Origin of the sequence: Chryseobacterium taklimakanense, assembly GCF_900187185.1 — a bacterium.
Taxonomy (GTDB): domain Bacteria; phylum Bacteroidota; class Bacteroidia; order Flavobacteriales; family Weeksellaceae; genus Planobacterium; species Planobacterium taklimakanense.
The window spans coordinates 1,252,878-1,272,610 of sequence record NZ_LT906465.1 but is presented as its reverse complement, the minus strand read 5'-3'; the positions used below and the strand labels follow the sequence as shown (position 1 = coordinate 1,272,610).

20 protein-coding genes are annotated in these 19,733 nt (G+C 42.3%); 10 read left to right on the top strand and 10 right to left on the bottom strand.

Going from position 1 to position 19,733, the window contains the following annotated elements; genetic code table 11:
* Positions 1-5: 5 nt before the first annotated feature.
* Complete coding sequence (locus tag CKV81_RS06040; RefSeq protein WP_095071464.1) at positions 6-734, top strand: phosphatase PAP2 family protein; 729 nt, start codon at positions 6-8, stop codon at positions 732-734.
* Between the two features lie 62 nt (positions 735-796).
* Positions 797-2,935: a S9 family peptidase gene (locus CKV81_RS06035; RefSeq protein WP_095071462.1), complete on the top strand. Its 2,139-nt coding sequence runs from the start codon at positions 797-799 to the stop codon at positions 2,933-2,935.
* A gap of 347 nt (positions 2,936-3,282) precedes the next feature.
* Here the strand turns inward: CKV81_RS06035 and CKV81_RS06025 are convergent, their stop codons facing one another.
* Complete coding sequence (locus CKV81_RS06025; protein ID WP_095071457.1) at positions 3,283-5,430, bottom strand: M3 family metallopeptidase; 2,148 nt, start codon at positions 5,428-5,430, stop codon at positions 3,283-3,285.
* Between the two features lie 79 nt (positions 5,431-5,509).
* Between CKV81_RS06025 and CKV81_RS06020 the strand changes: the two genes are divergently transcribed.
* Entirely contained in the window at positions 5,510-6,319 is an 810-nt protein-coding gene (locus tag CKV81_RS06020; RefSeq protein WP_095071455.1) for a head GIN domain-containing protein, read from the top strand.
* Here CKV81_RS06020 and CKV81_RS06015 read toward each other — a convergent pair.
* The 5 genes from CKV81_RS06015 to CKV81_RS05995 all read right to left on the bottom strand — a co-directional run bounded on the left by CKV81_RS06015 (position 6,316) and on the right by CKV81_RS05995 (position 10,684).
* On the bottom strand, positions 6,316-8,187 hold the full coding sequence (locus tag CKV81_RS06015) for a monovalent cation:proton antiporter-2 (CPA2) family protein (RefSeq protein WP_095071453.1): 1,872 nt from the start codon (positions 8,185-8,187) through the stop codon (positions 6,316-6,318). The two genes, CKV81_RS06020 and CKV81_RS06015, sit on opposite strands and share 4 nt — an antisense overlap.
* 1 nt (position 8,188) lies before the next feature.
* On the bottom strand, positions 8,189-8,710 hold the full coding sequence (locus CKV81_RS06010) for an NAD(P)H-dependent oxidoreductase (protein ID WP_095074303.1): 522 nt from the start codon (positions 8,708-8,710) through the stop codon (positions 8,189-8,191).
* A 144-nt stretch (positions 8,711-8,854) separates the two neighbouring features.
* Entirely contained in the window at positions 8,855-9,667 is an 813-nt protein-coding gene (locus CKV81_RS06005) for a TPM domain-containing protein (protein ID WP_095071451.1), read from the bottom strand.
* Positions 9,648-10,076 (bottom strand): TPM domain-containing protein, encoded by a 429-nt coding sequence (locus tag CKV81_RS06000; protein WP_095071449.1) that lies wholly within the window; start codon positions 10,074-10,076, stop codon positions 9,648-9,650. The genes CKV81_RS06005 and CKV81_RS06000 overlap by 20 nt, the downstream gene beginning before the upstream one ends.
* The gene (locus tag CKV81_RS05995) at positions 10,076-10,684 is read right to left on the bottom strand and encodes a LemA family protein (RefSeq protein WP_095071447.1); all 609 of its coding nucleotides are present in this window, start codon (positions 10,682-10,684) and stop codon (positions 10,076-10,078) included. The genes CKV81_RS06000 and CKV81_RS05995 overlap by 1 nt, the downstream gene beginning before the upstream one ends.
* A gap of 89 nt (positions 10,685-10,773) precedes the next feature.
* On the opposite strand from CKV81_RS05995, the gene CKV81_RS05990 reads away from it, so the two are divergent.
* Positions 10,774-11,262, top strand: coding sequence for a dihydrofolate reductase (locus CKV81_RS05990; protein WP_095071444.1), 489 nt, complete (start codon positions 10,774-10,776; stop codon positions 11,260-11,262).
* A gap of 87 nt (positions 11,263-11,349) precedes the next feature.
* A complete protein-coding gene (locus CKV81_RS05985; RefSeq protein WP_095071442.1) occupies positions 11,350-11,919 on the top strand; it encodes a hypothetical protein in 570 nt (189 codons plus the stop codon).
* A 29-nt stretch (positions 11,920-11,948) separates the two neighbouring features.
* On the opposite strand, the gene CKV81_RS13345 is transcribed toward CKV81_RS05985, so the two are convergent.
* From CKV81_RS13345 to CKV81_RS05965, 4 genes are all read right to left on the bottom strand, one after another.
* Positions 11,949-12,176: an SdpI family protein gene (locus CKV81_RS13345; protein WP_157727379.1), complete on the bottom strand. Its 228-nt coding sequence runs from the start codon at positions 12,174-12,176 to the stop codon at positions 11,949-11,951.
* A gap of 131 nt (positions 12,177-12,307) precedes the next feature.
* Positions 12,308-12,940 carry a trimeric intracellular cation channel family protein gene (locus CKV81_RS05975; RefSeq protein WP_095074301.1) on the bottom strand — a complete coding sequence of 211 codons (633 nt, stop codon included), beginning with the start codon at positions 12,938-12,940 and terminating at the stop codon, positions 12,308-12,310.
* A 24-nt stretch (positions 12,941-12,964) separates the two neighbouring features.
* Positions 12,965-13,426, bottom strand: coding sequence for a pantetheine-phosphate adenylyltransferase (gene coaD / locus CKV81_RS05970; RefSeq protein ID WP_095071438.1), 462 nt, complete (start codon positions 13,424-13,426; stop codon positions 12,965-12,967).
* Between the two features lies 1 nt (position 13,427).
* The gene (locus CKV81_RS05965; RefSeq protein ID WP_095071436.1) at positions 13,428-14,417 is read right to left on the bottom strand and encodes a D-alanine--D-alanine ligase; all 990 of its coding nucleotides are present in this window, start codon (positions 14,415-14,417) and stop codon (positions 13,428-13,430) included.
* A gap of 153 nt (positions 14,418-14,570) precedes the next feature.
* Between CKV81_RS05965 and CKV81_RS05960 the strand changes: the two genes are divergently transcribed.
* From CKV81_RS05960 to murI, 5 genes are read left to right on the top strand one after another with little or no spacing between them, the layout of a single operon-like run.
* Complete coding sequence (locus tag CKV81_RS05960; protein ID WP_095071434.1) at positions 14,571-15,611, top strand: PASTA domain-containing protein; 1,041 nt, start codon at positions 14,571-14,573, stop codon at positions 15,609-15,611.
* A 60-nt stretch (positions 15,612-15,671) separates the two neighbouring features.
* A complete protein-coding gene (locus CKV81_RS05955) occupies positions 15,672-16,736 on the top strand; it encodes an RluA family pseudouridine synthase (RefSeq protein WP_095071431.1) in 1,065 nt (354 codons plus the stop codon).
* Positions 16,737-16,770: 34 nt separating this feature from the next.
* Complete coding sequence (locus CKV81_RS05950) at positions 16,771-17,712, top strand: PorP/SprF family type IX secretion system membrane protein (RefSeq protein WP_095071428.1); 942 nt, start codon at positions 16,771-16,773, stop codon at positions 17,710-17,712.
* A 13-nt stretch (positions 17,713-17,725) separates the two neighbouring features.
* Entirely contained in the window at positions 17,726-18,850 is a 1,125-nt protein-coding gene (gene hemW / locus CKV81_RS05945; protein ID WP_095071426.1) for a radical SAM family heme chaperone HemW, read from the top strand.
* A 49-nt stretch (positions 18,851-18,899) separates the two neighbouring features.
* Entirely contained in the window at positions 18,900-19,730 is an 831-nt protein-coding gene (gene murI / locus CKV81_RS05940; protein ID WP_095071424.1) for a glutamate racemase, read from the top strand.
* Positions 19,731-19,733 lie beyond the last annotated feature (3 nt).

Below are 19,733 nucleotides of genomic sequence, written 5' to 3'. Positions count from 1 at the left end.
ATTAAATGAAAAGTTTCTTCATCGCATTACTTACCTTTTCCAGCTTTTTTGGTGTTAAAAGCCAGGTTAACGATACTTTGGTCTTAAAAGAAATTCATAACAAACGGTTTGAATTTGCGCCAAAAAAACTTTACGTACCTGCGGGTCTGATGGTTGGTGGCCTTTTAACAGACCTGGGAAAAAGTAAGAGCATCGAAAAAGAAATTGTAGAGGAACGCAACGAGCATCTCTTTGGGTTTACCAATCATATTGATGATTATGCCCAGTTTGCCCCGTTTGTGGCATTATACGCTTTCGAGTGGGCCGGAATGATACCTCGAACCGATTGGCAAAACCGTACTGCGATTATGATAAAAGGGCAGATTCTCAACCTTGGAACTGTTTATATTCTGAAAAAAGCAATCAGTGAAACCCGGCCAGACGGTACTCAATACTCGTTTCCGTCGGGGCACACCGCAAACGCTTTCGCTGGCGCAACGCTGCTTGCGATAGAGTACGGGCAGAATCATAAATGGGTGCCATACGCGGCTTATGCGGTGGCGGGCGGTGTCGGCGTAATGAGGATGGTCAACAACAAACATTATATTTCAGATGTATTATTCGGTGCGGGATTAGGAATTCTTTCAATCAAAACGGCATATTGGACGCACCGTTACCGCTGGGGAAAACGCAAATCTGATATCGGTGCGTTTGCTGAAATTTATAATGATCAGAATTCCAGTCTTATAAAATAAAAATTAACATTTCTTTAACGATTGAAATAACTTTTTTAAATTTGACTATTCAAATTTGAAAAATGAAACTACATAAACTTTCTTTACTTCTGATTGTTGCTGCGCAGTTTGCCTTCGCACAAAAACAAAAATTCACTATGGCCGAAGCGGTGAACGGCCTTCGAAGCAATCTCGCCATTAAAAATATTTCACAGTTTTCGTGGTCAGATGACGGCAAATCGTTCATTCAGGCAGTGAAAGATGGATATACGGTGACAGATATTCATTCAATGAAGGCGGATACGCTGGTATCGCTCCATCAGATCAACAAAAATATCGCAGGCGAGAAGCTTAAACGGTTTCCACAGATTACTTTCCTTAGCAGTAAGACCGCTTATTATAAACACGGAAACTCCTACTATAAAATAGAGAGAGGCAAATCTGACTGGACCGTAAAAAAATGGCTCGAAATTCCTGCGGATGCTGAAAATCTTAAATTGATTTCCGGTAAAAACGCTTTTGTTTACACTGTTAAAAACAACCTTTACTATTACGAAAATGGAAAAGCAATCCAGATTACCAATGATGATAATGAAAATATCATCAATGGGCAGGCGGTTCACCGGAACGAATTTGGTATTAATGAAGGGATTTTTGTAGCGCCGGATCAAAACAAAGTAGCGTTTTACAGGATGGATCAGACGATGGTGAACGATTACCCGATCATCGACTGGTCGGTTACTCCGGCAAAAAATACCAATATAAAATATCCAATGGCCGGCGGAAAATCCCACGAGGTGACCTTGGGAGTTTACGATATCAAGAACAACTCGAAAAAATTTCTTAGAATCGATGGGGACAAAGAGCAGTATCTTACCGCGATTACCTGGAGCCCCGATTCAAAATCTATTTATGTAGGCGTACTAAACCGAGATCAAAACCACTTGCGAATGAACCAGTACGATGCAGTTTCAGGAAATTTCATTAAAACATTATTCGAGGAGAAAAGCGAAAAATATGTGGAGCCGCAGCATCCGCTGACATTCTTCCCAAATTCTGCGAAAGATTTTATTTGGCAGAGCCAGAGAACCGGGTTCAATCATCTGTTTCATTATAATGTGGACAAAGGTCTGGTCTCGCAGCTTACGAAAGGCGAGTGGCTGGTAAACGATATTCTTGGTTTTAATGAAAAAAGAAAGGAAATTTATTTTACCTCGACTAAAGAAACACCTTTGGAAAAGCATATCTACCGGGTAAACTGGAATAATTTCAAAATGGAGCGCCTGGATACTTCTGAAGGAATGCACACCGCAACGCTTAGTAAAGACGGCAACTGGCTTTATGACTCTTTCAGCAATGCCAGTACGCCCCGCCAAATCAATTTAATCAATACTCAGAACCTTAAAACTCAGAAGATCTTCCAGGCAGAAAATACGCTTAAAAGTTACGACCGTCCGGAAGTAAAAAACGTTACCTTAAAAGCTGACGACGGGACGCCGCTCTATGCAAAACTCATTTTGCCGACAGATTTTGATGCCAGCAAAAAATATCCTGTGATTGTGTATCTCTATAATGGCCCACATTTGCAGCTGATTACCAATTCTTTCCCGGCTTCAGGAAATCTTTGGTACGAATATATGGCGCAGAACGGCTATGTGGTTTTTTCTATGGACGGGAGAGGTTCCAGCAACAGAGGGATGAAATTTGAATCTGCCGTTTTCAGAAATCTGGGTGAGACTGAAATGAAAGACCAGCTGAAAGGGGTGGAATACCTGAAATCACTGCCTTTTGTAGACGCGGAGAGGATGGGCGTTCACGGCTGGAGTTTCGGAGGTTTTATGACGACCAGTTTAATGCTGAAACACCCGGAAGTTTTCAAAGTGGGTGTTGCCGGCGGGCCGGTTATCGATTGGGATATGTATGAAATTATGTACACCGAACGGTATATGGATACGCCGCAAACCAATCCGGAAGGTTATAAAAGAGCCGGGCTTTTGGATAAAGTTCAGAATCTGAAAGGCAAATTACTGATGATCCATGGTGCGCAGGACGATGTCGTGGTTTGGCAACATTCCGTAAAATTTCTGAAAGCCGCAGTGGATAACGGAATTCAAATGGATTATTTCGTGTATCCGGGACACGCACACAATGTTTTGGGTAAAGATCGGGTGCACCTGATGCAGAAAGTGACCGATTATTTTGACCAATATTTAAAAAATTAAAATGAAGAATAATTTCAATTTTTTATTTGCTTCTTTTCGCAATGTTGGCCTTTTGCAGTAGAAAATTAATTTTGCTAAGATCAGGAAAAATGTGACCGATTCTGCTTCTCCTTAATATTACGAAAAGCGGGTTGTGAAGTTCCCTTTCAGTCCACTTTCTGGCGATTCTCTGGAAGTTGAGTACCTTTATTACAGGAAGCATTAACAGCGAAGGCGTAGCCGATATATGGAGCGCATTAGGACAAATAAGATTAGGTTTAATGTAATTTACAATCAAGATTGAGTTAAATAAAAATAAAAAACCGCCAGAATTTCCGGGCGGTTTTTAATTGAAAGTTGCTTACAGATTATTTTATAAATCCTTTATTTTTAAGCAAAGGCTTAATGTCCGGATCTTTTCCTGTGAAATCTCTGAAGGCCTGGTTCAGGTCAACAGAATTCCCGACAGAAAGAATATACTGGCGGAAACGGTCACCGTTTGCTCTGGTCATCCCACCATTGTTTACTATATAATCCCATGCTGCAGCGTTCAGGACATCAGCCCACATATAAGCGTAGTATCCTGCAGAATATCCACCGCCCCAAATGTGGGCAAAATATGGCGAATGGTATCTTGGTGGCACTTCGCTCAGTGTAAAACCAAATTTATTCAGCCAGTACTTTTCAAAATCCAGAGTTGGTTTAAATTGTGACTCATCAGTCACTGAATGCCATGCCATATCCAGTGTAGCCGCAGAAACCGTTTCTGTGGTAGAATAACCCTGGTTGAATGTTTCAGCTTTTTTAATCTTGTCAACCAGAGATTGCGGCATGGGTTGTTTGGTTTCGTAATGAAGCGCGTAGTTCTTCAAAACTGCCGGTTCAAGCGCAAAGAATTCATTGATCTGTGAAGGGAATTCCACAAAATCCCTTGGCGTATTGGTTCCGGAAATCGAGATGTATTTTTGGTTTGCAAAAAGCCCGTGCAGTGTGTGTCCGAACTCATGGAACATCGTAGAAACGTCGTCGTAAGAAATCAAAGAAGGTTTCCCCGGAGCCGGCTTCTGATAATTAAAAACGTTTACAATAACCGGTTTCTGGCCAAGCAGATGCGATTGTTCTACATAATTGCTCATCCACGCACCGCCGTTCTTGTTGCTTCTGCTGTAGAAATCAAGGTAATAGATTGCGAGTGATTTTCCGTCTCTGTCGAAAACTTCGTAAGCCACTACATCCGGATGGTACACAGGCAGATCCGTTCTTTTTTTGAAAGTAATTCCGTAGAAATTTTCTGCTGCAAAAAATACCCCTTTCTCCAAAACGGTATTTACCTCAAAGTATGGTTTGATCTGGTTTTCATCCAAATCGTATTTTGCTTTTCTTACCTGCTCTGAATAATAGTTCCAGTCCCAAGGCGCCAGTGCAAAACCTGCTTTTTGTGCATCGATGAGCGCCTGAATTTCGTCTCGTTCACGTTTTGCGGTTTCTACTGCCGGCGCGGCAAGCTGCGCGAGAAGGTTCATGGCCTTATCCGGTGTTTGTGCCATTTGATCCTGAAGTTTCCACTCTGCAAATGATTTTTTACCCATCAGCTGAGCTTTTTGCAGCCTCAGTCTTGCCTGTCTTTCTAGGGTTTCGCGGGTATCGGCATCATCGCCTTTTTCCGCTCTGTACCAGGATGCTTTGAAGAGTTTTTCTCTCGTCGCACGGTTTTTCAGGTTTTGAAGAAGCGGCTGCTGAGTCGTATTCAGTAATGCCAAAAGATATTTTCCAGGTTGTCCTGCTGCCTTTGCATCAGCTGCTGCGGCTGCGATTTCGTCTGCCGAAAGCCCGTCGAGTTCTTTCACGTCAGAAATCAGTACACCACCTTTTTTCCTGGCTTCAAGTAACTTGTTTGAAAACTGGGTGGAAAGTGTCGCCAGTTCGGCATTTACTTTTTTAAGTTCTTCTTTTTTGTCTTTTGTTAAATCTGCTCCTGCAATTTCAAAATTTTGTTTGTAATATTCATAAAGCCTCTTGCTTTCCGCATCCAGTCCGTCAGTTTTAATGGCTTTTATTCTTTGCCAAAGCTTGTCATTCAGATACATCTTATCAGAATGGCTCGCGAAAATCGGTGCATATTCTTCCTCAAGCTTCTGCAGTTCAGGATTAGTATTGGCGCTGGTTAAATTAAAGAAAACGATTTGAGCCCTTTTCAGAACTTCGCCGCTGTTTTCCAGTGCTACGATGGTGTTTTCAAAGGTTGGCGCTGCCGAATTGTTGGCGATCTTTACAAATTCTGCCGCCTGCACCTTCAATCCATAATCAAATGCCGGTTTGAAGTGCGAATCTTTTATCTTGTCGAATTCCGGAGCCTGATATTGCAGGCCGCTCTTCGTCATGAACGGGTTTCCGGCCAGGGATGCATCGGCCACAGGAATTTCCTGGGTGTGGTTGGTTTCTGTATTGTTCATTGTAGTACAAGCAGTACACACTGCGAGGGATGAAATTAGAAATAGCGATGTAATGTTTTTCATTGCTCAATTGTTATTATAAAATAGCGAGATAAAGATACTTTAAAATTATTAATTTTGAAAAACCACTAATTCACCAACTATGAAAATCCTGATCACCGGCGCGCTTTCTCTTACAGTTTTATTTTCTTGCTCCACAAAAGACGGACATGTAAATCCCACCAGTTATTTTTCGGTCAATACTAAGAAACCAGGTTTAAATACTGCTGAAAGGGAGTATGAATTCGCTTTTGACCAGATTCAGGTTTCCACCGGAATTGATGCTGAGGTCATAAAATCCGATGTGGAGAAAGTTATAATTTTCGCGCCCGACAATATCATAGACGATGTGGAAGTTCAAAACGCCGGGGGCAAACTTCATATCAGGATGAAACCGGGATTGCGTTTTAATCTTTCGGGTAACTTAAACGTGAAAGCGAAAATTTTTGCCAAAGATTTTAATTCAATAAAGGCAACATCTTCCGGAAGCATTACGGTTAACGACAAATTTATTCAGGAAAAAATGGCGGTCTCCGTTTCAAGTTCAGGGAGTATAAATGGTGATTTTGAAGCCAATGATTTTTCAGTTGCCGCCTCCAGCAGCGGTGATTATTCCGGTAAAATCTGGACAATCAGCCTGAATGCGGAAGCATCATCTTCCGGGGAAATTGATTTGAAAGGAAAAGCCAAACACGCGGTAATGCAGGTTTCATCTTCCGGTGAGATCAATGCGAGCGAATTGGTTGCTGAAACGGCAACTCTGCAGGCATCGAGTTCCGGCAGCGTTGATTTGGCGGTTTCACGGCAGTTGATGGCTTCAGCAAGTTCCAGCGGCGATGTTACGGTTTACAGAAAAGGGGAGATTTCGGTAACGAAAAATGAAAGCAGCAGCGGCAGCGTAAACCTTCGCTAGTTTTTTTGCTCACTATCTTCGTTGTCATCATCGTCAAACCAGTCGTGCGTGCTGAAATTCATATTATCAAATTCCAGAAGTGCTTCCTCGCGGCGAAGTGTCTCGTGTAGTGTAAAAAAGGACGCATCGCCGTCTTCGTAACTTTTTGCAAGCTTGCGGACAGATGCTCTGTCAATATTCATAAACCTCTTGCCCAGGCGCCTCGCAGCATATTTGCGGATTCCGCTTTCATTCAGCACATCTACGGCCATATCTACTGCGGTGCCCAGCGTTTCGCGGTAAATATTTTCAATGCCGTGATTGACGTAGTAGTAAGCATCGATACGGTTTTTAGCCCTTACAAAAATCTTGATGTGCGGGAAGTGCTCGCGTACCAGTTCCACAATGTATTTGTTGTCTTCTACATCGTCCAGGCACAGAACAAGAACTTCAGCTTCTGCAATTCCGGCCGCCCGCAGAATCTGGATTCTGGTAGCATCACCGTAATAAACTTTAAAGCCGTAGCTTCTTAAAAGTTTTACTCTTTCCGCATCGTGATCCAGAATGGTGGCTGAAATTTTACTCGCTTTCAGCAGCCTGCCTACAACGCTTCCGAAGTGCCCAAAACCAACAATGATGATTTTTTTTTGAATGACGTTTCCATCGGTTATGCTGAACTGGCTTTCGCTGTTGCTTTTATCCATTCTGGGGATGATCACTTTGTCGTATAGAATTAATAATAGCGGAGTGGTGAGCATGGTTATCGCCGTAATTGCCATGAGCTGCGAATTGAATACCGGACTGAAAAGGTATAGTTTGCTCGAAAAATTAATCAGGACAAAGGCAAATTCACCAACTTGAGAAAGTGCCAGTGCATAAAAAATGTTCGGTAAAGATGCTATCTTAAAAACTCTTCCTACACCGTACAATACCACAAATTTTACGATCAGAACTACAATCACAGTCGAAAAGATAAAGACCGGATCACTCTTAATTGTATGAAAGTTGATGGTAGCGCCCACGCTGACAAAAAATACAGCGAGCAGCAGACCTTTAAAAGGGTCAACCTGAGCTTCCAGCTCGTGCCGGAACTCGCTGTTGGCAAGCATCACACCCGCAAGGAAGGCACCAAGCGCTGGGGAAAGTCCTATTACAATCATCAGCTCAGAAACGCCGATCACAAGGAACAGCGACGAAGCGGTTAAAAGCTCGCTCATCCCGGATTTGGAAACAAATCTTAGAAACGGAACGAAAACAAATTTCCCCAATAATATAAGAACTGCGACACCAAAGAATACGGTTCCCGCCTGCAGCCATTCGGGAAGGTTCTGTATTAAAATCTTAATTTCGGTTTCCTCTTCCTTAGGATGATAATTGGCGATAATCGGCAGAATTGCCAGGATCGGAATCACCGCAATATCCTGAAATAAAAGCGTGGTAAAAGAAGCCTCGCCACCTGAAGTACGGAACAGATTGCGTTCCTGCAGCATTTGCAGCACGATCGCCGTGGACGAAAGTGAAAAACAGATGGCCACCGCCACAGCCTGATCTGGACGCCAGCCTGCAAAATAAAAAATTGCAAAAAGCAGAGCAATCGTCATCAGAACCTGTGATAATCCTAAACCCAAAATCCGCTTTCGCATTGCCCAGAATTTTCGTGGTTCAAGCTCCAGACCTACAATGAACAGCAGCATTACCACACCAAATTCAGTGGCGTGCATGATGTCTTCTGTGTCGCTGCCGGTTAGTTTCAAAACAAATGGGCCAATGATAATTCCCCCAAGAATATAGCCGATAACCGAACTCAGCCCAAACTGTTTCACCAGCGGCACCATGATGATGGCAGCGCCCAGAAAGATCAGCAGATTCATTGATATCGTAGACTCCATATTATTTTCCTAAAAATTCGGTGAATTTCTGTTTGTACAGAATGATGTCTTTTTTGGTGAGTTTTTCTGCTTCGTAAACGATGAATGGCTTCTTTACATCTGCCTTGAAACATTTTAAAGTGACGATCAAACCACTGATGAGTTCCTCAATCGTAAAGTGATGTTTTCCTTCCCTACCAAAGGATCTTTCCTTGCTTCTTGTGGTGACCAGCATATAAACTTCCTTGCCTTCAATGGGGTTTTCTTCACCTTCTGAGACCCAGTTTCCGTCAAATACTTCATCAATCCAAAGCCGTAAAAGCGGTGGCATACCAAACCAAATGAGGGGAAAATGAAAAATGATTCGCTCATAATTGAGCAGCCTTTTTCTTTCCCTAAAAGCCGCAATGTGAAAATCGGGATATTCCTCATACAAATCCCTGAAATCATAATGCTGGTGCCGCTCATAGAAATTGATAAGCTCCCGGTTTGAATAAGAATACTCCAGAAATGGATGCGCAAAGAGAACGAGAGTTTTCTTCAATGTTTCACTTTTCTCAAAAATAGTAAATTCTACAAAAAAATCAGCCAAAACTGACTGATTTTTTATTTTGTTTGATGCGTTTAAAGCTATTCGAATTGTATAAAATGCTTAATTTTAAATGCACTCATCCACAATATTTTCACATTACCAACCTCCTGATGCGCCGCCGCCGCCGAAGCTTCCACCGCCACCGAAACCGCCGAAACCACCGCCTCCGCCTCCAAAGCTGCCGCCTCCGAAACCGCCACCCATTGGTGGGAACGGGAAGAAACCTCCCGGATATGTTCTGCGGCCTCGTCTGGAAATGATCACATCATCGTCGTCATCATTGTAATTTCCTCTTCCGCCCCCACGGTTTCTGAACAGGAAGCTCAGCAGAAGAAAAATAACGAATGCAATAAAGAGTATCTGCAAGAGGCTGATGTCTCCTTCGCCACTGGTATCTTTTACAATCGGTTTGAATTTTCCCTGCACCGTTTCCATCAGCGCAGTCGTTCCTCGGTTGATGCCTTCGTAATAAAGCCCCTGCTTAAAATTTGGCGCAACGATATAATCGATGATCTGTCCGGCAACAGATGCTGTGAGATATTGCTCAACCGCACGCCCCTGCTGAATTGACATTTTGCGGTCTTCGGTTGCAATGAGGAATACAATTCCGTTGTCAACATCTTTTTTTCCGATTTTCCATTTCTCACCAAACTGCCACGCAACGAAATTTACGTCTTCCCCGTTGGTTGTAGGTATAATGATCACCTCAATTTCGGTGGAAGTGGAATCCGCAAATTTTATAAGTTTTTGGTTTAGCGCATCTTTCTCGGTTTGATTCAGCAATCCCACCTCATCATAAACCGGATACAGAACCGAAGGTTTCTGCGGTACGACAAACTGTGCTGAAGCGAATCCGAAACAGCTTAATAAAAAAAATGTACAGAAAATCTTAAGAGAACGTAATCTCATCTGAAAGTTCGTTAGGGTTCTCACCGGTAATCGGGAAATGCTTTTTAAGTTCAATTCCGGTTTGCAGGATTGCGCTTTTCAGGGCTTCGCAATATTTACCTTTTGCAAATTCTGTGGTGATGTAATCGTGCATTACGTCCCAAAACCGCTGGTGAACTTTTTTGTGGATGCCTTCATCGCCAATGATGGTCAAGTATTTCTTTTCGAAATTGACGTGGAAGAGCACAGCATTCTTTTCAGCAGTTTTGTCTTTGCACAGGGTTTTGAAAACTTCAAATGCCATTTCAGCATTGTTGTCCTCTGTGTTTGAGTCGATATGGACCCTGATCTCCCCCGTGCTGCAATTTTCTGCTGTTTGAATGGCTTCCACCAGGGAAGCCATTTCTTGATTTGTGAGGTAGTTACTCATTAGTTCGTGAAAACTTCAGGAGCTCTTTCTGCTCCGGCAGCAGCCTTAAAGTATGGTTTTTCCTTAAAGTTGGTGAAGTTTGCCAAAATATTGTTGGGGAATGTCTTGATGGTTGTGTTGTAATCCTGAGCCGCCTCATTATAGTTTACGGTTTCAGCTCTTATGCTGTTTTCGATCGCGGTGTACTCTCTCTGGAAGTTGATGTACTGCTGATCGGCTTTCAGGTTAGGATATTGTTCTACCACTGCCATCAATCTGCTTAGTGCTCCTGACAACTCTCCCTGTGCAGCCTGGAATTTTGCCATATCTGCTTCGGTCATATTGGTAGGGTCAATGTTAACGGAAGTCGCTTTGGACCGTGCTTCAATGACTTTTGTTAAAGTCTCCTGCTCGAATTTTGAGTAAGATTTTACCGTTCTTTCCAGGTTCGGAATCAGGTTCGCACGTTTTTGGTAAACCGTTTCCACGTTTGACCATTTGGTGTTCACAGTCTGCTCTTTTCCAACAAAATTGTTGTAGCCGTTCTTTCCCCAAAAGAATAAAATAGCCCCAATTACCAGAAGTGCAATGCCGATCGTTCCGGCGCTCATACAACCTCTATTTCTCATAGTTTAAATTTTTTGATGTGTTTTAAAGTGTTTTAATCGTTTTACCAAATATACAAATTATATGCTATTTTTGTGCAAAAGGAAAAAAAATGACAACAATTGTGGTGGCAATGGGTTTGAAGAATGAAATAGGCAGTGATAATCAGCTGCTTTGGCACTTGCCCAGGGACCTGAAACATTTTAAAGAAATCACGTCCGGGCATCCGGTCATCATGGGCAGGAAAACTTTTGAAAGTATCGGCAGACCTTTGCCAAACCGCACCAATATTGTGATCAGCCGTAAAACAGACTGGTTTCAGGAAGGTGTTTTAATTGTCGGAAACATTAAGGAAGCCATAAAATTTGCAAAGAAAATCGATGAAAACATTTTCATCATCGGTGGCGGAAATATCTACGAACAAACGATGGATTTGACGGATAAAATTGAAGTAACTCTGGTAAAAGCCAATCTGGAAGCAGACACTTTCTTTCCAAAAATTGATGAGAAAATCTGGCAAAAGACTGCGGAAACCTGCTTCGAAAAAGATGAAAAAAATGAATACGATATGTGTTTCCAGACTTTTGAAAGGAAGATTTAATTATAATTATAACAGAGCTACATAGAATATCTTGCTCCTTGTGGTGCAGCACACAAAAACTTATCTTTGCATTTCTAAAATTAAATAATGAACAAAAACATAAAACTTGCAGTAGCAGCTTTGCTGATAGGTTTGGGAATTTATATGATGTTTTTCACCCGAGAAACCGGTTGGGGCGTGGTTGTGTTCCTGCTTTCTGCGCTGCCGATTTTCCTTTATTTTAAAAATGAGAACATCTTGTTGGCATTCTGGCAAATGAGAAAACAGCGCATGGAAACAGCAGCTGATTATCTTAAAAACATTACCAATTACAGAACTCAGCTTCACAAAACTCAGTATGGCTACTACCATTACCTTACGGGATTAACGCTGGCTCAGGACAGTCCTGCGAAAGTGGAGCCCCTAATGAAAAAAGCTCTTGAATACGGCTTGAATATGAAGCACGACCGCGCAATGGCAACACTGAATTTAGCCGCAGTTGCCATCTCAAAAGGAAGAAGACAGGAAGGGCAAAAACTGCTGGAAGAAGCCAAAAGGCTCGATACGGCAGGGATGATGACCGACCAGATCAAGATGATGAAAGACCAGCTGAAAATGCCGAGTATGCAGAAGCATATGCACAATCCGCATATGAGGCAGAGAGGAAAGTTTTTCTAAGTCCAATGGCAAAAAATAAATCCCGGAAGTTAGATTTCGGGATTTTTTGTTTCAAATTTTTTTACGGCTCGATCGGTGCGCCAGGAGAAATAAAATAGGATAATGCTTATGAAGATCAGCGCAATCACCATCCAGTAAACTTCTGTCGAAGTAATCACTAATCCGAAAAAAGAAAATAATATCATTAGCACACCTGCTTTAATCAGTTCCGAAGCAAAATGCTTTTGGGCATAATCCCAGTTTCTCTGATTTTTCATAGAAGTTCGCGTGCGGTGTCCGTAAAAGATATTTATTTTTTTCGGTGGAAAAATCTTTGTAAAAATTCCAGTTAAAATTACTGCTGTACCACACACTGCTAACGTTACGAAAAGGGGATTGTCAGTATTCATTACATTTCAGAATTTTCTTCCACACCATAAAATTTTGGCATCTGCCAATGGTACTTTACTGCTAACGTACGGATTGCGACGATCAGCAGAATCGTGGAAACCTGCACAAAAACATAAGACAGGTGTGTGTAGTTGACCATTAGTAAAAATAAGCTTCCGCCAACGATACAGGCTGTTGCGTAGATTTCTTTCCTTAAAATCAAAGGAATCCTGTTGAGCAATATATCCCGTAAAATCCCACCAACGCAACCGGTAATTGTGCCCAAAGTAAGGCAGATAATGGGATGAAGTTCGGCATTCAGTCCTTTTTGAATTCCGATTATGGTAAAAAGCCCCAACCCGAAACTGTCGAAAATAAACAGTGTCACCCGAAATTTCCGCTCAACAGATTTGAAGATCATGGCTACGATCGCAGTGATGAAAATTACGCTGCACATTACCAGATCGTGCATCCAGAAAACAGGAACATCCAGCAGTAAATCGCGAACCGTACCACCGCCGACGGAAGTCACAAAGGCGATCATCAAAACACCAAACGGGTCAAAACGCCGTTGCATCGCAGCAAACGCGCCCGACATCGCAAACGAGATCGTCCCGAGAATTTCTATGGCGAAATTGAAATTTTGATGAATATCCATACATTTTTTATGAATGACCTATACTCTTACCGCATCAGGAACCATAAGCTCGTAATTCCCTTTGAAGTTGATGATTTCCCTCACGATGCTGCTGCTGATAAATGATTTGCCGGCAGAAGTAAGAAGGAAGATCGTTTCAATTTTATTGTCATGGGTCAGTGTTCTGTTGGTCTGCGCAATGGCTTTCTCAAATTCAAAGTCGGCCGGGTTCCGGAGTCCGCGAAGAATGAAGTTAACGTTCTTGCTTCGGCAGTAATCAATGGTGAGTCCTTCGAAACTGTCTACCTCTACATTGGGGAAATCTTTAAAAGTCTGTTTGATGAATTCCTTCCGTTGCTCCAGCGAAAACATATAATTCTTCTGGGAATTTTGCCCTATTGCGATAATGATTTTATCAAAAAGCGGATAAGCCCGCTCCACAATATCGTAATGTCCTAAAGTTATCGGGTCGAAAGATCCGGGAAATACTGCGATTCTCATATTATTTTTTATTTTTTGCTAAAGCCTTCTCCACCTCGTTGCCACAAAGGTCTTTGATCGAAATTCCGTAAATTTTTGCCTGCTGCGGAAGAATGGAAGCCGGTGAAAACCCGGGATTGGTATTCATTTCGAGCATATACGGCGTTCCGTTCATGATGATGTATTCACTTCTGGAGAAGCCGCTCATTCCCAGTGAATTGTATGCGCGTTTGGCGATTTCCTCCACGCGGTGTTTCGTTTCATCGTCGATTCTTGCGGGAGTAATTTCTTCGGAAGCACCTTCATATTTGGCTTCATAATCAAAAAATTCTTTGGTGGGTACAATTTCGGTAATTCCCAGAACAATCGTTTCGCCTTCGAAATCAACCACGCCTACGGAAACCTCCATTCCGTCGAGGAAACTTTCAATCAAAATTTCATCGTCCTCTGAAAAGGCCATTTCGAAAGCATGGTCAAGATCAGAGATATCTTTCACTTTGGAAATTCCGAGAGAGGAGCCGCTCTGGTTTGGTTTCACGAAACATGGCAGTCCCAGTTCATCAACAATTTTTTGCTTGTCGATGGTTTCGCCTTTCCTTATATAAATGCTTTTCGCAGACGGGATTCCATATTTTGAAAGTACCGCTAAAGTGTCTTTTTTATTAAAGGTCAAGGCACTTTGGTAAAAATCGCAACCGGTATATTTTTGCCCGATTGTGTCCCAGTAGGCCTGCAGTTCGCCATTTTCACCCGGTTTCCCGTGGATGATATTGAAACAGACATCAAAATTTAATTTTTCACCATTCGGTTCAACAGAAAAATCAGCTTTATTGATTGGGAATTTTTCATTATTTTCTGATTGAAAATACCATTCATCCTTTAAAATAATAACTTTGTAAACATTGTATTTTTCACGGTCAAGAGATTCGTAAATCAGCTGTCCGCTTTTTAATGAAACCACATATTCATCAGAATAGCCGCCCATAACTACGGCTACGTTTTTTTTGCCCATAATTTTTTCGTCAATAAGCGCAAATTTAATGATTTTGTTAATTGTGGCAGACGAAAAATAAATTAACGGTAAAAGCGTTACGGATATAATTCGAATTCACGTTCTGAAATTATTATTTATATTTGCCTATTATTTTATACCGAAGAAAAACCTATGTTAAAATCTCTTTTTCACTGGAAGGTTTTATTGAATATACTTCTTGCTGCAGCCGTTTTCACGGGACTGGTTTGGCTTACGTTTCGCTGGCTGGAGCTGCATACCAACCACGGTAAAGAAATTCCGGTGCCAAATGTGATGAATATGTCGGTGCACAAAGCTGTGGAAATTCTGGATGATGCCGGTTTGGAATATGAAGTGGACAGTTTTAAATATGATCCCAAATTCAAGCCCTTCCAGGTTTTGCAGATATACCCAAATCCGGGAGCACGCGTAAAAGGAGGCAGGGCAATTCTTTTAAAAGTAAATCCAAGAACTTGGGCGCCGGTGCAGGTCCCTGATGTTTTGGATCGTTATAAGGGCTTGGCATTCCGGCAGCTGGAAGCTGTTGGTCTAAAGGTTGGTGATACGATTTATGAACCGAACATTCAGCGGGATGCGGTGATCCGTATGCAGATGAACGGCAGCATGCTGAAGCCGGGTGCAAAAGTACCGAGATTTTCTGTGATTGATTTGGTCATCGGTACCGGTCCTAAACGTAATGTAACGGTTCCTAACTTGGTTGGTTTAACCGTACAGGAGGCGAAAGCAATTATCACGAATAATCTTTTTGAAGTAGGACTGGTTGAACATGAAGATGGCGGTCAGGATGAATCGGATATCATTTACTATCAAGATCCTGAGGGCGGCGCCGTCCGCGACCAGGGAATGCAGATTGACCTGTGGGCGAGCAAGAAAACGCCGGGCCAGATGCAGGGCAAGATCCAACAGCTGAATTCTATGTACCGAATGAGAATTGATACGTCTCTGCCACCTATAAGATATGAGGAAGTCCCCGTATACAACGATCCCACACCGATTCCTGATCCTGAGCCTGTAAAAACGCAGCCAAGGCCGGAAGCACCAAAGCAGGCGGAACAACCGAAACCAAAACCGACGACACCAAAACCGGCAAACACCAATACGACAACGACAAAACCTGCCGATCAGCCGAAACCTGCTGAAAAACCAAAAGAGAAAAAGGTAATTGTAGAATAAGTTTATCATTAATAAAAAAAATGAAGGGCTTCAACTTTGTTGAGGCTCTTTTCAGCTAAAATGGAAGATTACAACGAAGAATTGAATGAGGATGAATTGCTGGAGCAGGAAAGCTCCGGTGAAGACGAAGGTGACGGCCTTTACGAACACCTCAACATCACTGTTGATAAAAAACAGGAGCCCCTTCGCATTGATAAATTCCTTCTTATTTTCAGACAAAATTCTTCGCGGAACAAAATTTCACAAACCTGCCGCGCCGGAAACGTCATCGTAAACGGAACTCCGGTAAAGCAGAATTACCGTGTGAAACCTGGTGATGAAATCTCAGTGCTTCTTACCCGCCCACCGAGGGAGAATGTCATTATTCCGCAGGACATTCCGATAAATATTGTGTATGAGGATGAGGATGTTCTGGTCGTAGACAAAGAGGCCGGAATGGTCGTTCATCCAGGGTTTGGAAACTGGGACGGCACACTGGTGAATGCGCTCGCTTTTCATTTTGAAAAAAACGGATTAAAAACGGATCTCGACAGGGTAGGTTTGGTTCACAGAATCGATAAGGATACCTCGGGCCTCATCGTCATTGCCAAAAATGAATATGCGCTCAGCCATTTGGCAAAGCAGTTTTTCGACAGGAAAACAAAACGCCTGTACTGGGCATTTGTGTGGGGGAATATTGAGCAAGACGAAGGAACCATCCGCGGACATATCGGAAGGCACCTTAAAAACCGTATGCAGATGGCCGTTTTCGAAGACGGGAGCCATGGTAAGCATGCCGTGACACACTTCAGAGTGCTTGAACGTTTCCGATATATGACTTGGGTAGAATGCAAGTTGGAGACCGGCCGTACTCACCAGATCCGGGCGCATTTTAAACATATTGGGCATACGCTTTTTAACGATGAAAGGTATGAAGGCCACATCCCATTGCGCGGACAGAACCTTCCAAAATATAAACAGTTCATCCAGAATGTTTTTGATGTTCTTCCAAGGCACGCGCTTCATGCACACACGCTTGGATTCGTACATCCTGTAACCAAAAAAGAAATGTACTTCGAGAGCCCGATGCCTGAGGATATGCAGCGCGCTGTTGAAAAGTGGCGTAATTATTTAAGCAGCAACTAATGCATATTTAATATTTTATTCAAAAATTACTTTAGTGAGAAGATATATATTATTGATAGCCTTAAGCACTGGATTCTTGGCTTTCTCGCAGGAGTCACTGCCGGTGTACCAGCAATATCTTCTTGGCGGTAAATTTCTCATCAATCCCGCCCATTATGGTGAGACGGATGATGTTGTACTCCACGGTACTTACCAGAAACAGTTTTCAAAATTTGAGCAGTCGCCGAATGTGCAGAGCATCGGTATTCATGCCAATGTTTTTGACCGGGTAGGAGCGGGGCTGTCATTTTTTCGTGATCAAAACGGGCCCATTTCTGCCAACGGTATTACAGCGGGAGCGTCTTATTTTATTCCTTTGAGTGATGATGAGCGGAAGGACCAGTTCTCCTTCGGGACCGGTGTTAATTTTTATAATATGAATATCGATTTGGCCATGCTCAATCCCAAAGATCAGGGAGATCCGCTTTTGCAGGAAGGAGCCAACGATATTTTTATGGTTTACGGTAATTTGGGCATGCAGGCTACCTTAAAGAATTTCTCAGCAGGGATTTCAGTTTCAGATATTCCGCTTTCTGATCATGTTTCGGTGATCAATGGGATTGAGCCTTCGCCGACGAAATATATTTTAACGGCTGGCTACGGCTGGCAAATTTCTGATGGGCTTTCGGTAGAGCCGTCTGTTTTAATGAATTTAAATAGCAATTCGTCCAGAACTTTTGACCTCAATCTTTTGGGAAAAGTATATGATGACACCAATCTTTTTGAAGCCGGAGTAAGCTTCCGCACTGCCAAAGACCGCGTCGGAAGCCAGCAGCTGAGCCTTTCGCCTGTTATTAAGGGAAAGATAAACCGTTTTACATTCGGTGCTGTTTACAATCTTGGATTGTCGGATGTTCAGACATATGGGGGAGACAGTTTTATGCTTAGTTTAGGCTATAATTTCGAGAACTTTATCAATACACGAGGTTTCCACTAAAGCATTAAGGCTGATGATCTATATACACATCCCCTTCTGCAAGCAAAAATGCAGCTACTGCAATTTCCATTTTTCAACTTCTTTCAGCTTGAAGGATGAAATGCTCGATGCCATCAAAAAAGAAATTGTTCTGCGTAAAAACGAACTTGCGAACAGAACCATCAGGTCTCTTTATTTCGGCGGTGGTACGCCCTCGGTTTTATCCGCTGATGAAATAAAATCTTTGATTTATGAGGTTTTGAAGCAATTTGATTTTAGCAGCGATATCGAAATTACCCTGGAAGCAAATCCGGATGATTTGGATCAAAAATTTTTAAAAGAACTCGCACAAACTGAAATCAATCGGCTTTCTGTTGGAACTCAAAGTTTTTTTGATGAAGATTTAAAGATGATGAACCGAGCACATAACGCTTCGCAAGCTGAAAGTTCCATAAAGCGTTCGCAGGATTTTGGCTTTGAAAATATCAGCATCGATTTGATTTATGGCTCACCGACATCGGATTTCGAGATTTGGAAGCAAAATTTAAACAAAACCATTGATCTGCAGGTACCGCATATTTCATCTTATGCGCTAACCGTCGAACCAAAAACTGCGCTGAACGACTGGGTCAAAAAGAAAAAGATCACTCCGCCGAAAGAGGCCGAGCAAAACCGCGAGTTCTATTATATGTCTGATTTTCTGAAAGATAAGGGATTTCTTCATTATGAAATTTCAAATTTTGCAAAACCGGGTTTTGAATCAAAACATAATTCTGCTTACTGGAAATACTGCGAATATTTGGGAATTGGCCCATCTGCACATTCGTACAACGGCAGGGAAAAACGCAGCTGGAATGTCCCCAATAATGTGGTCTATATTAAATCTCTGGCAGAAAATAAGTTGCCGGCAGAAACTGAAATCCTTTCAGAAAGAGATCGGTTCAACGAAATGATGATGATTGGGCTTCGCACCACTTGGGGTGTGGATTTGATGAAACTTCAGGAAATTTTTTCTGATGAAATTTTTTTGCATTATCAAAAGGAAACAGCTCCCAAGCTAGAAGAAGGCCTATTGATTATTGAGAACAACCACGTTAAAATTCCTGAGAAGCACTGGTTTCTCGCAGATGGCATCGCGTCCGACCTTTTCATCGTCTAGAAAGTTTTATCTTGAATTTTAAGTATTTTTGCATTAAAATATTTTCAAATTGAAAAAGAAAAGACCGGATTATTCGCACCTGCAGCCAGACCAGCCGATTGGTATTTTTGATTCCGGCGTTGGCGGACTCACAGTTGCAAAAGAGATCAAGCGCCTTCTTCCGCATGAGAACCTCATTTATTACGGTGATACCAAACACCTGCCATACGGCGAAAAATCACAGGAAGCCATCATCGGTTACGTCACCAAAATCACTGAATTTCTGTTAGAAAAAAACTGCAAAGCGATCGTCATTGCCTGTAACTCCGCAACGGCGAACGCGCTGAAAGAAGTCCTTGAAACGGTTGATAACCGGGTTCCGGTCATAGATGTGATCAATCCAGTTGCCGAAAAAGTGGCTTACGAAATCCACAACAACGTTGGCGTCATTGCAACCAAAGCTACGGTAAACTCGGGGCTTTACAAAAAAAGTATCCGCAAACACAATAAGTTTATCAAGGTGGATGAGCTTGCAACACCACTTTTGGTGCCGGCGATAGAGGAGGGATTTAAGAATCACCCGATCACGCATGCGATCATTTACAATTATCTCAGCAACAGCAAGCTTAAAAATATTGAAACCTTAATTCTTGGCTGTACCCATTACCCGCTGTTGATGGATGAAATCCGTCAATATTATGGAAACCGCGTTCGTGTAATTGATTCTCCGAGCATCGTTGCCAACCAGCTGAGAATGATTTTGGAGCAGCACAACCTCCTGAATGGGAGCTCTCATAAGGGCGTATATGAATTTTTTGTGTCGGATCTGACTAAAAATTTCGAAAAAATTTCAAAGAAAATCTTCGGAAAATCCATAGAACTGGAGCTAAAGCCGCTCTAATTT

What these genes read in the sequence shown, in the direction of transcription:
- CKV81_RS05995 (WP_095071447.1), bottom strand. Translation starts at nt 10,684, where the DNA reads ATGAGAAATAGAGGTTGTATGAGCGCCGGAACGATCGGCATTGCACTT.
- hemW (WP_095071426.1), top strand. Translation starts at nt 17,726, where the DNA reads ATGATCTATATACACATCCCCTTCTGCAAGCAAAAATGCAGCTACTGC.
- CKV81_RS05960 (WP_095071434.1), top strand. Translation starts at nt 14,571, where the DNA reads ATGTTAAAATCTCTTTTTCACTGGAAGGTTTTATTGAATATACTTCTT.
- CKV81_RS05955 (WP_095071431.1), top strand. Translation starts at nt 15,672, where the DNA reads ATGGAAGATTACAACGAAGAATTGAATGAGGATGAATTGCTGGAGCAG.
- CKV81_RS06000 (WP_095071449.1), bottom strand. Translation starts at nt 10,076, where the DNA reads ATGAGTAACTACCTCACAAATCAAGAAATGGCTTCCCTGGTGGAAGCC.
- CKV81_RS06020 (WP_095071455.1), top strand. Translation starts at nt 5,510, where the DNA reads ATGAAAATCCTGATCACCGGCGCGCTTTCTCTTACAGTTTTATTTTCT.
- CKV81_RS05965 (WP_095071436.1), bottom strand. Translation starts at nt 14,417, where the DNA reads ATGGGCAAAAAAAACGTAGCCGTAGTTATGGGCGGCTATTCTGATGAA.
- coaD (WP_095071438.1), bottom strand. Translation starts at nt 13,426, where the DNA reads ATGAGAATCGCAGTATTTCCCGGATCTTTCGACCCGATAACTTTAGGA.
- CKV81_RS06015 (WP_095071453.1), bottom strand. Translation starts at nt 8,187, where the DNA reads ATGGAGTCTACGATATCAATGAATCTGCTGATCTTTCTGGGCGCTGCC.
- CKV81_RS13345 (WP_157727379.1), bottom strand. Translation starts at nt 12,176, where the DNA reads ATGAAAAATCAGAGAAACTGGGATTATGCCCAAAAGCATTTTGCTTCG.
- CKV81_RS06025 (WP_095071457.1), bottom strand. Translation starts at nt 5,430, where the DNA reads ATGAAAAACATTACATCGCTATTTCTAATTTCATCCCTCGCAGTGTGT.
- CKV81_RS06035 (WP_095071462.1), top strand. Translation starts at nt 797, where the DNA reads ATGAAACTACATAAACTTTCTTTACTTCTGATTGTTGCTGCGCAGTTT.
- CKV81_RS05990 (WP_095071444.1), top strand. Translation starts at nt 10,774, where the DNA reads ATGACAACAATTGTGGTGGCAATGGGTTTGAAGAATGAAATAGGCAGT.
- CKV81_RS06005 (WP_095071451.1), bottom strand. Translation starts at nt 9,667, where the DNA reads ATGAGATTACGTTCTCTTAAGATTTTCTGTACATTTTTTTTATTAAGC.
- CKV81_RS06040 (WP_095071464.1), top strand. Translation starts at nt 6, where the DNA reads ATGAAAAGTTTCTTCATCGCATTACTTACCTTTTCCAGCTTTTTTGGT.
- CKV81_RS05985 (WP_095071442.1), top strand. Translation starts at nt 11,350, where the DNA reads ATGAACAAAAACATAAAACTTGCAGTAGCAGCTTTGCTGATAGGTTTG.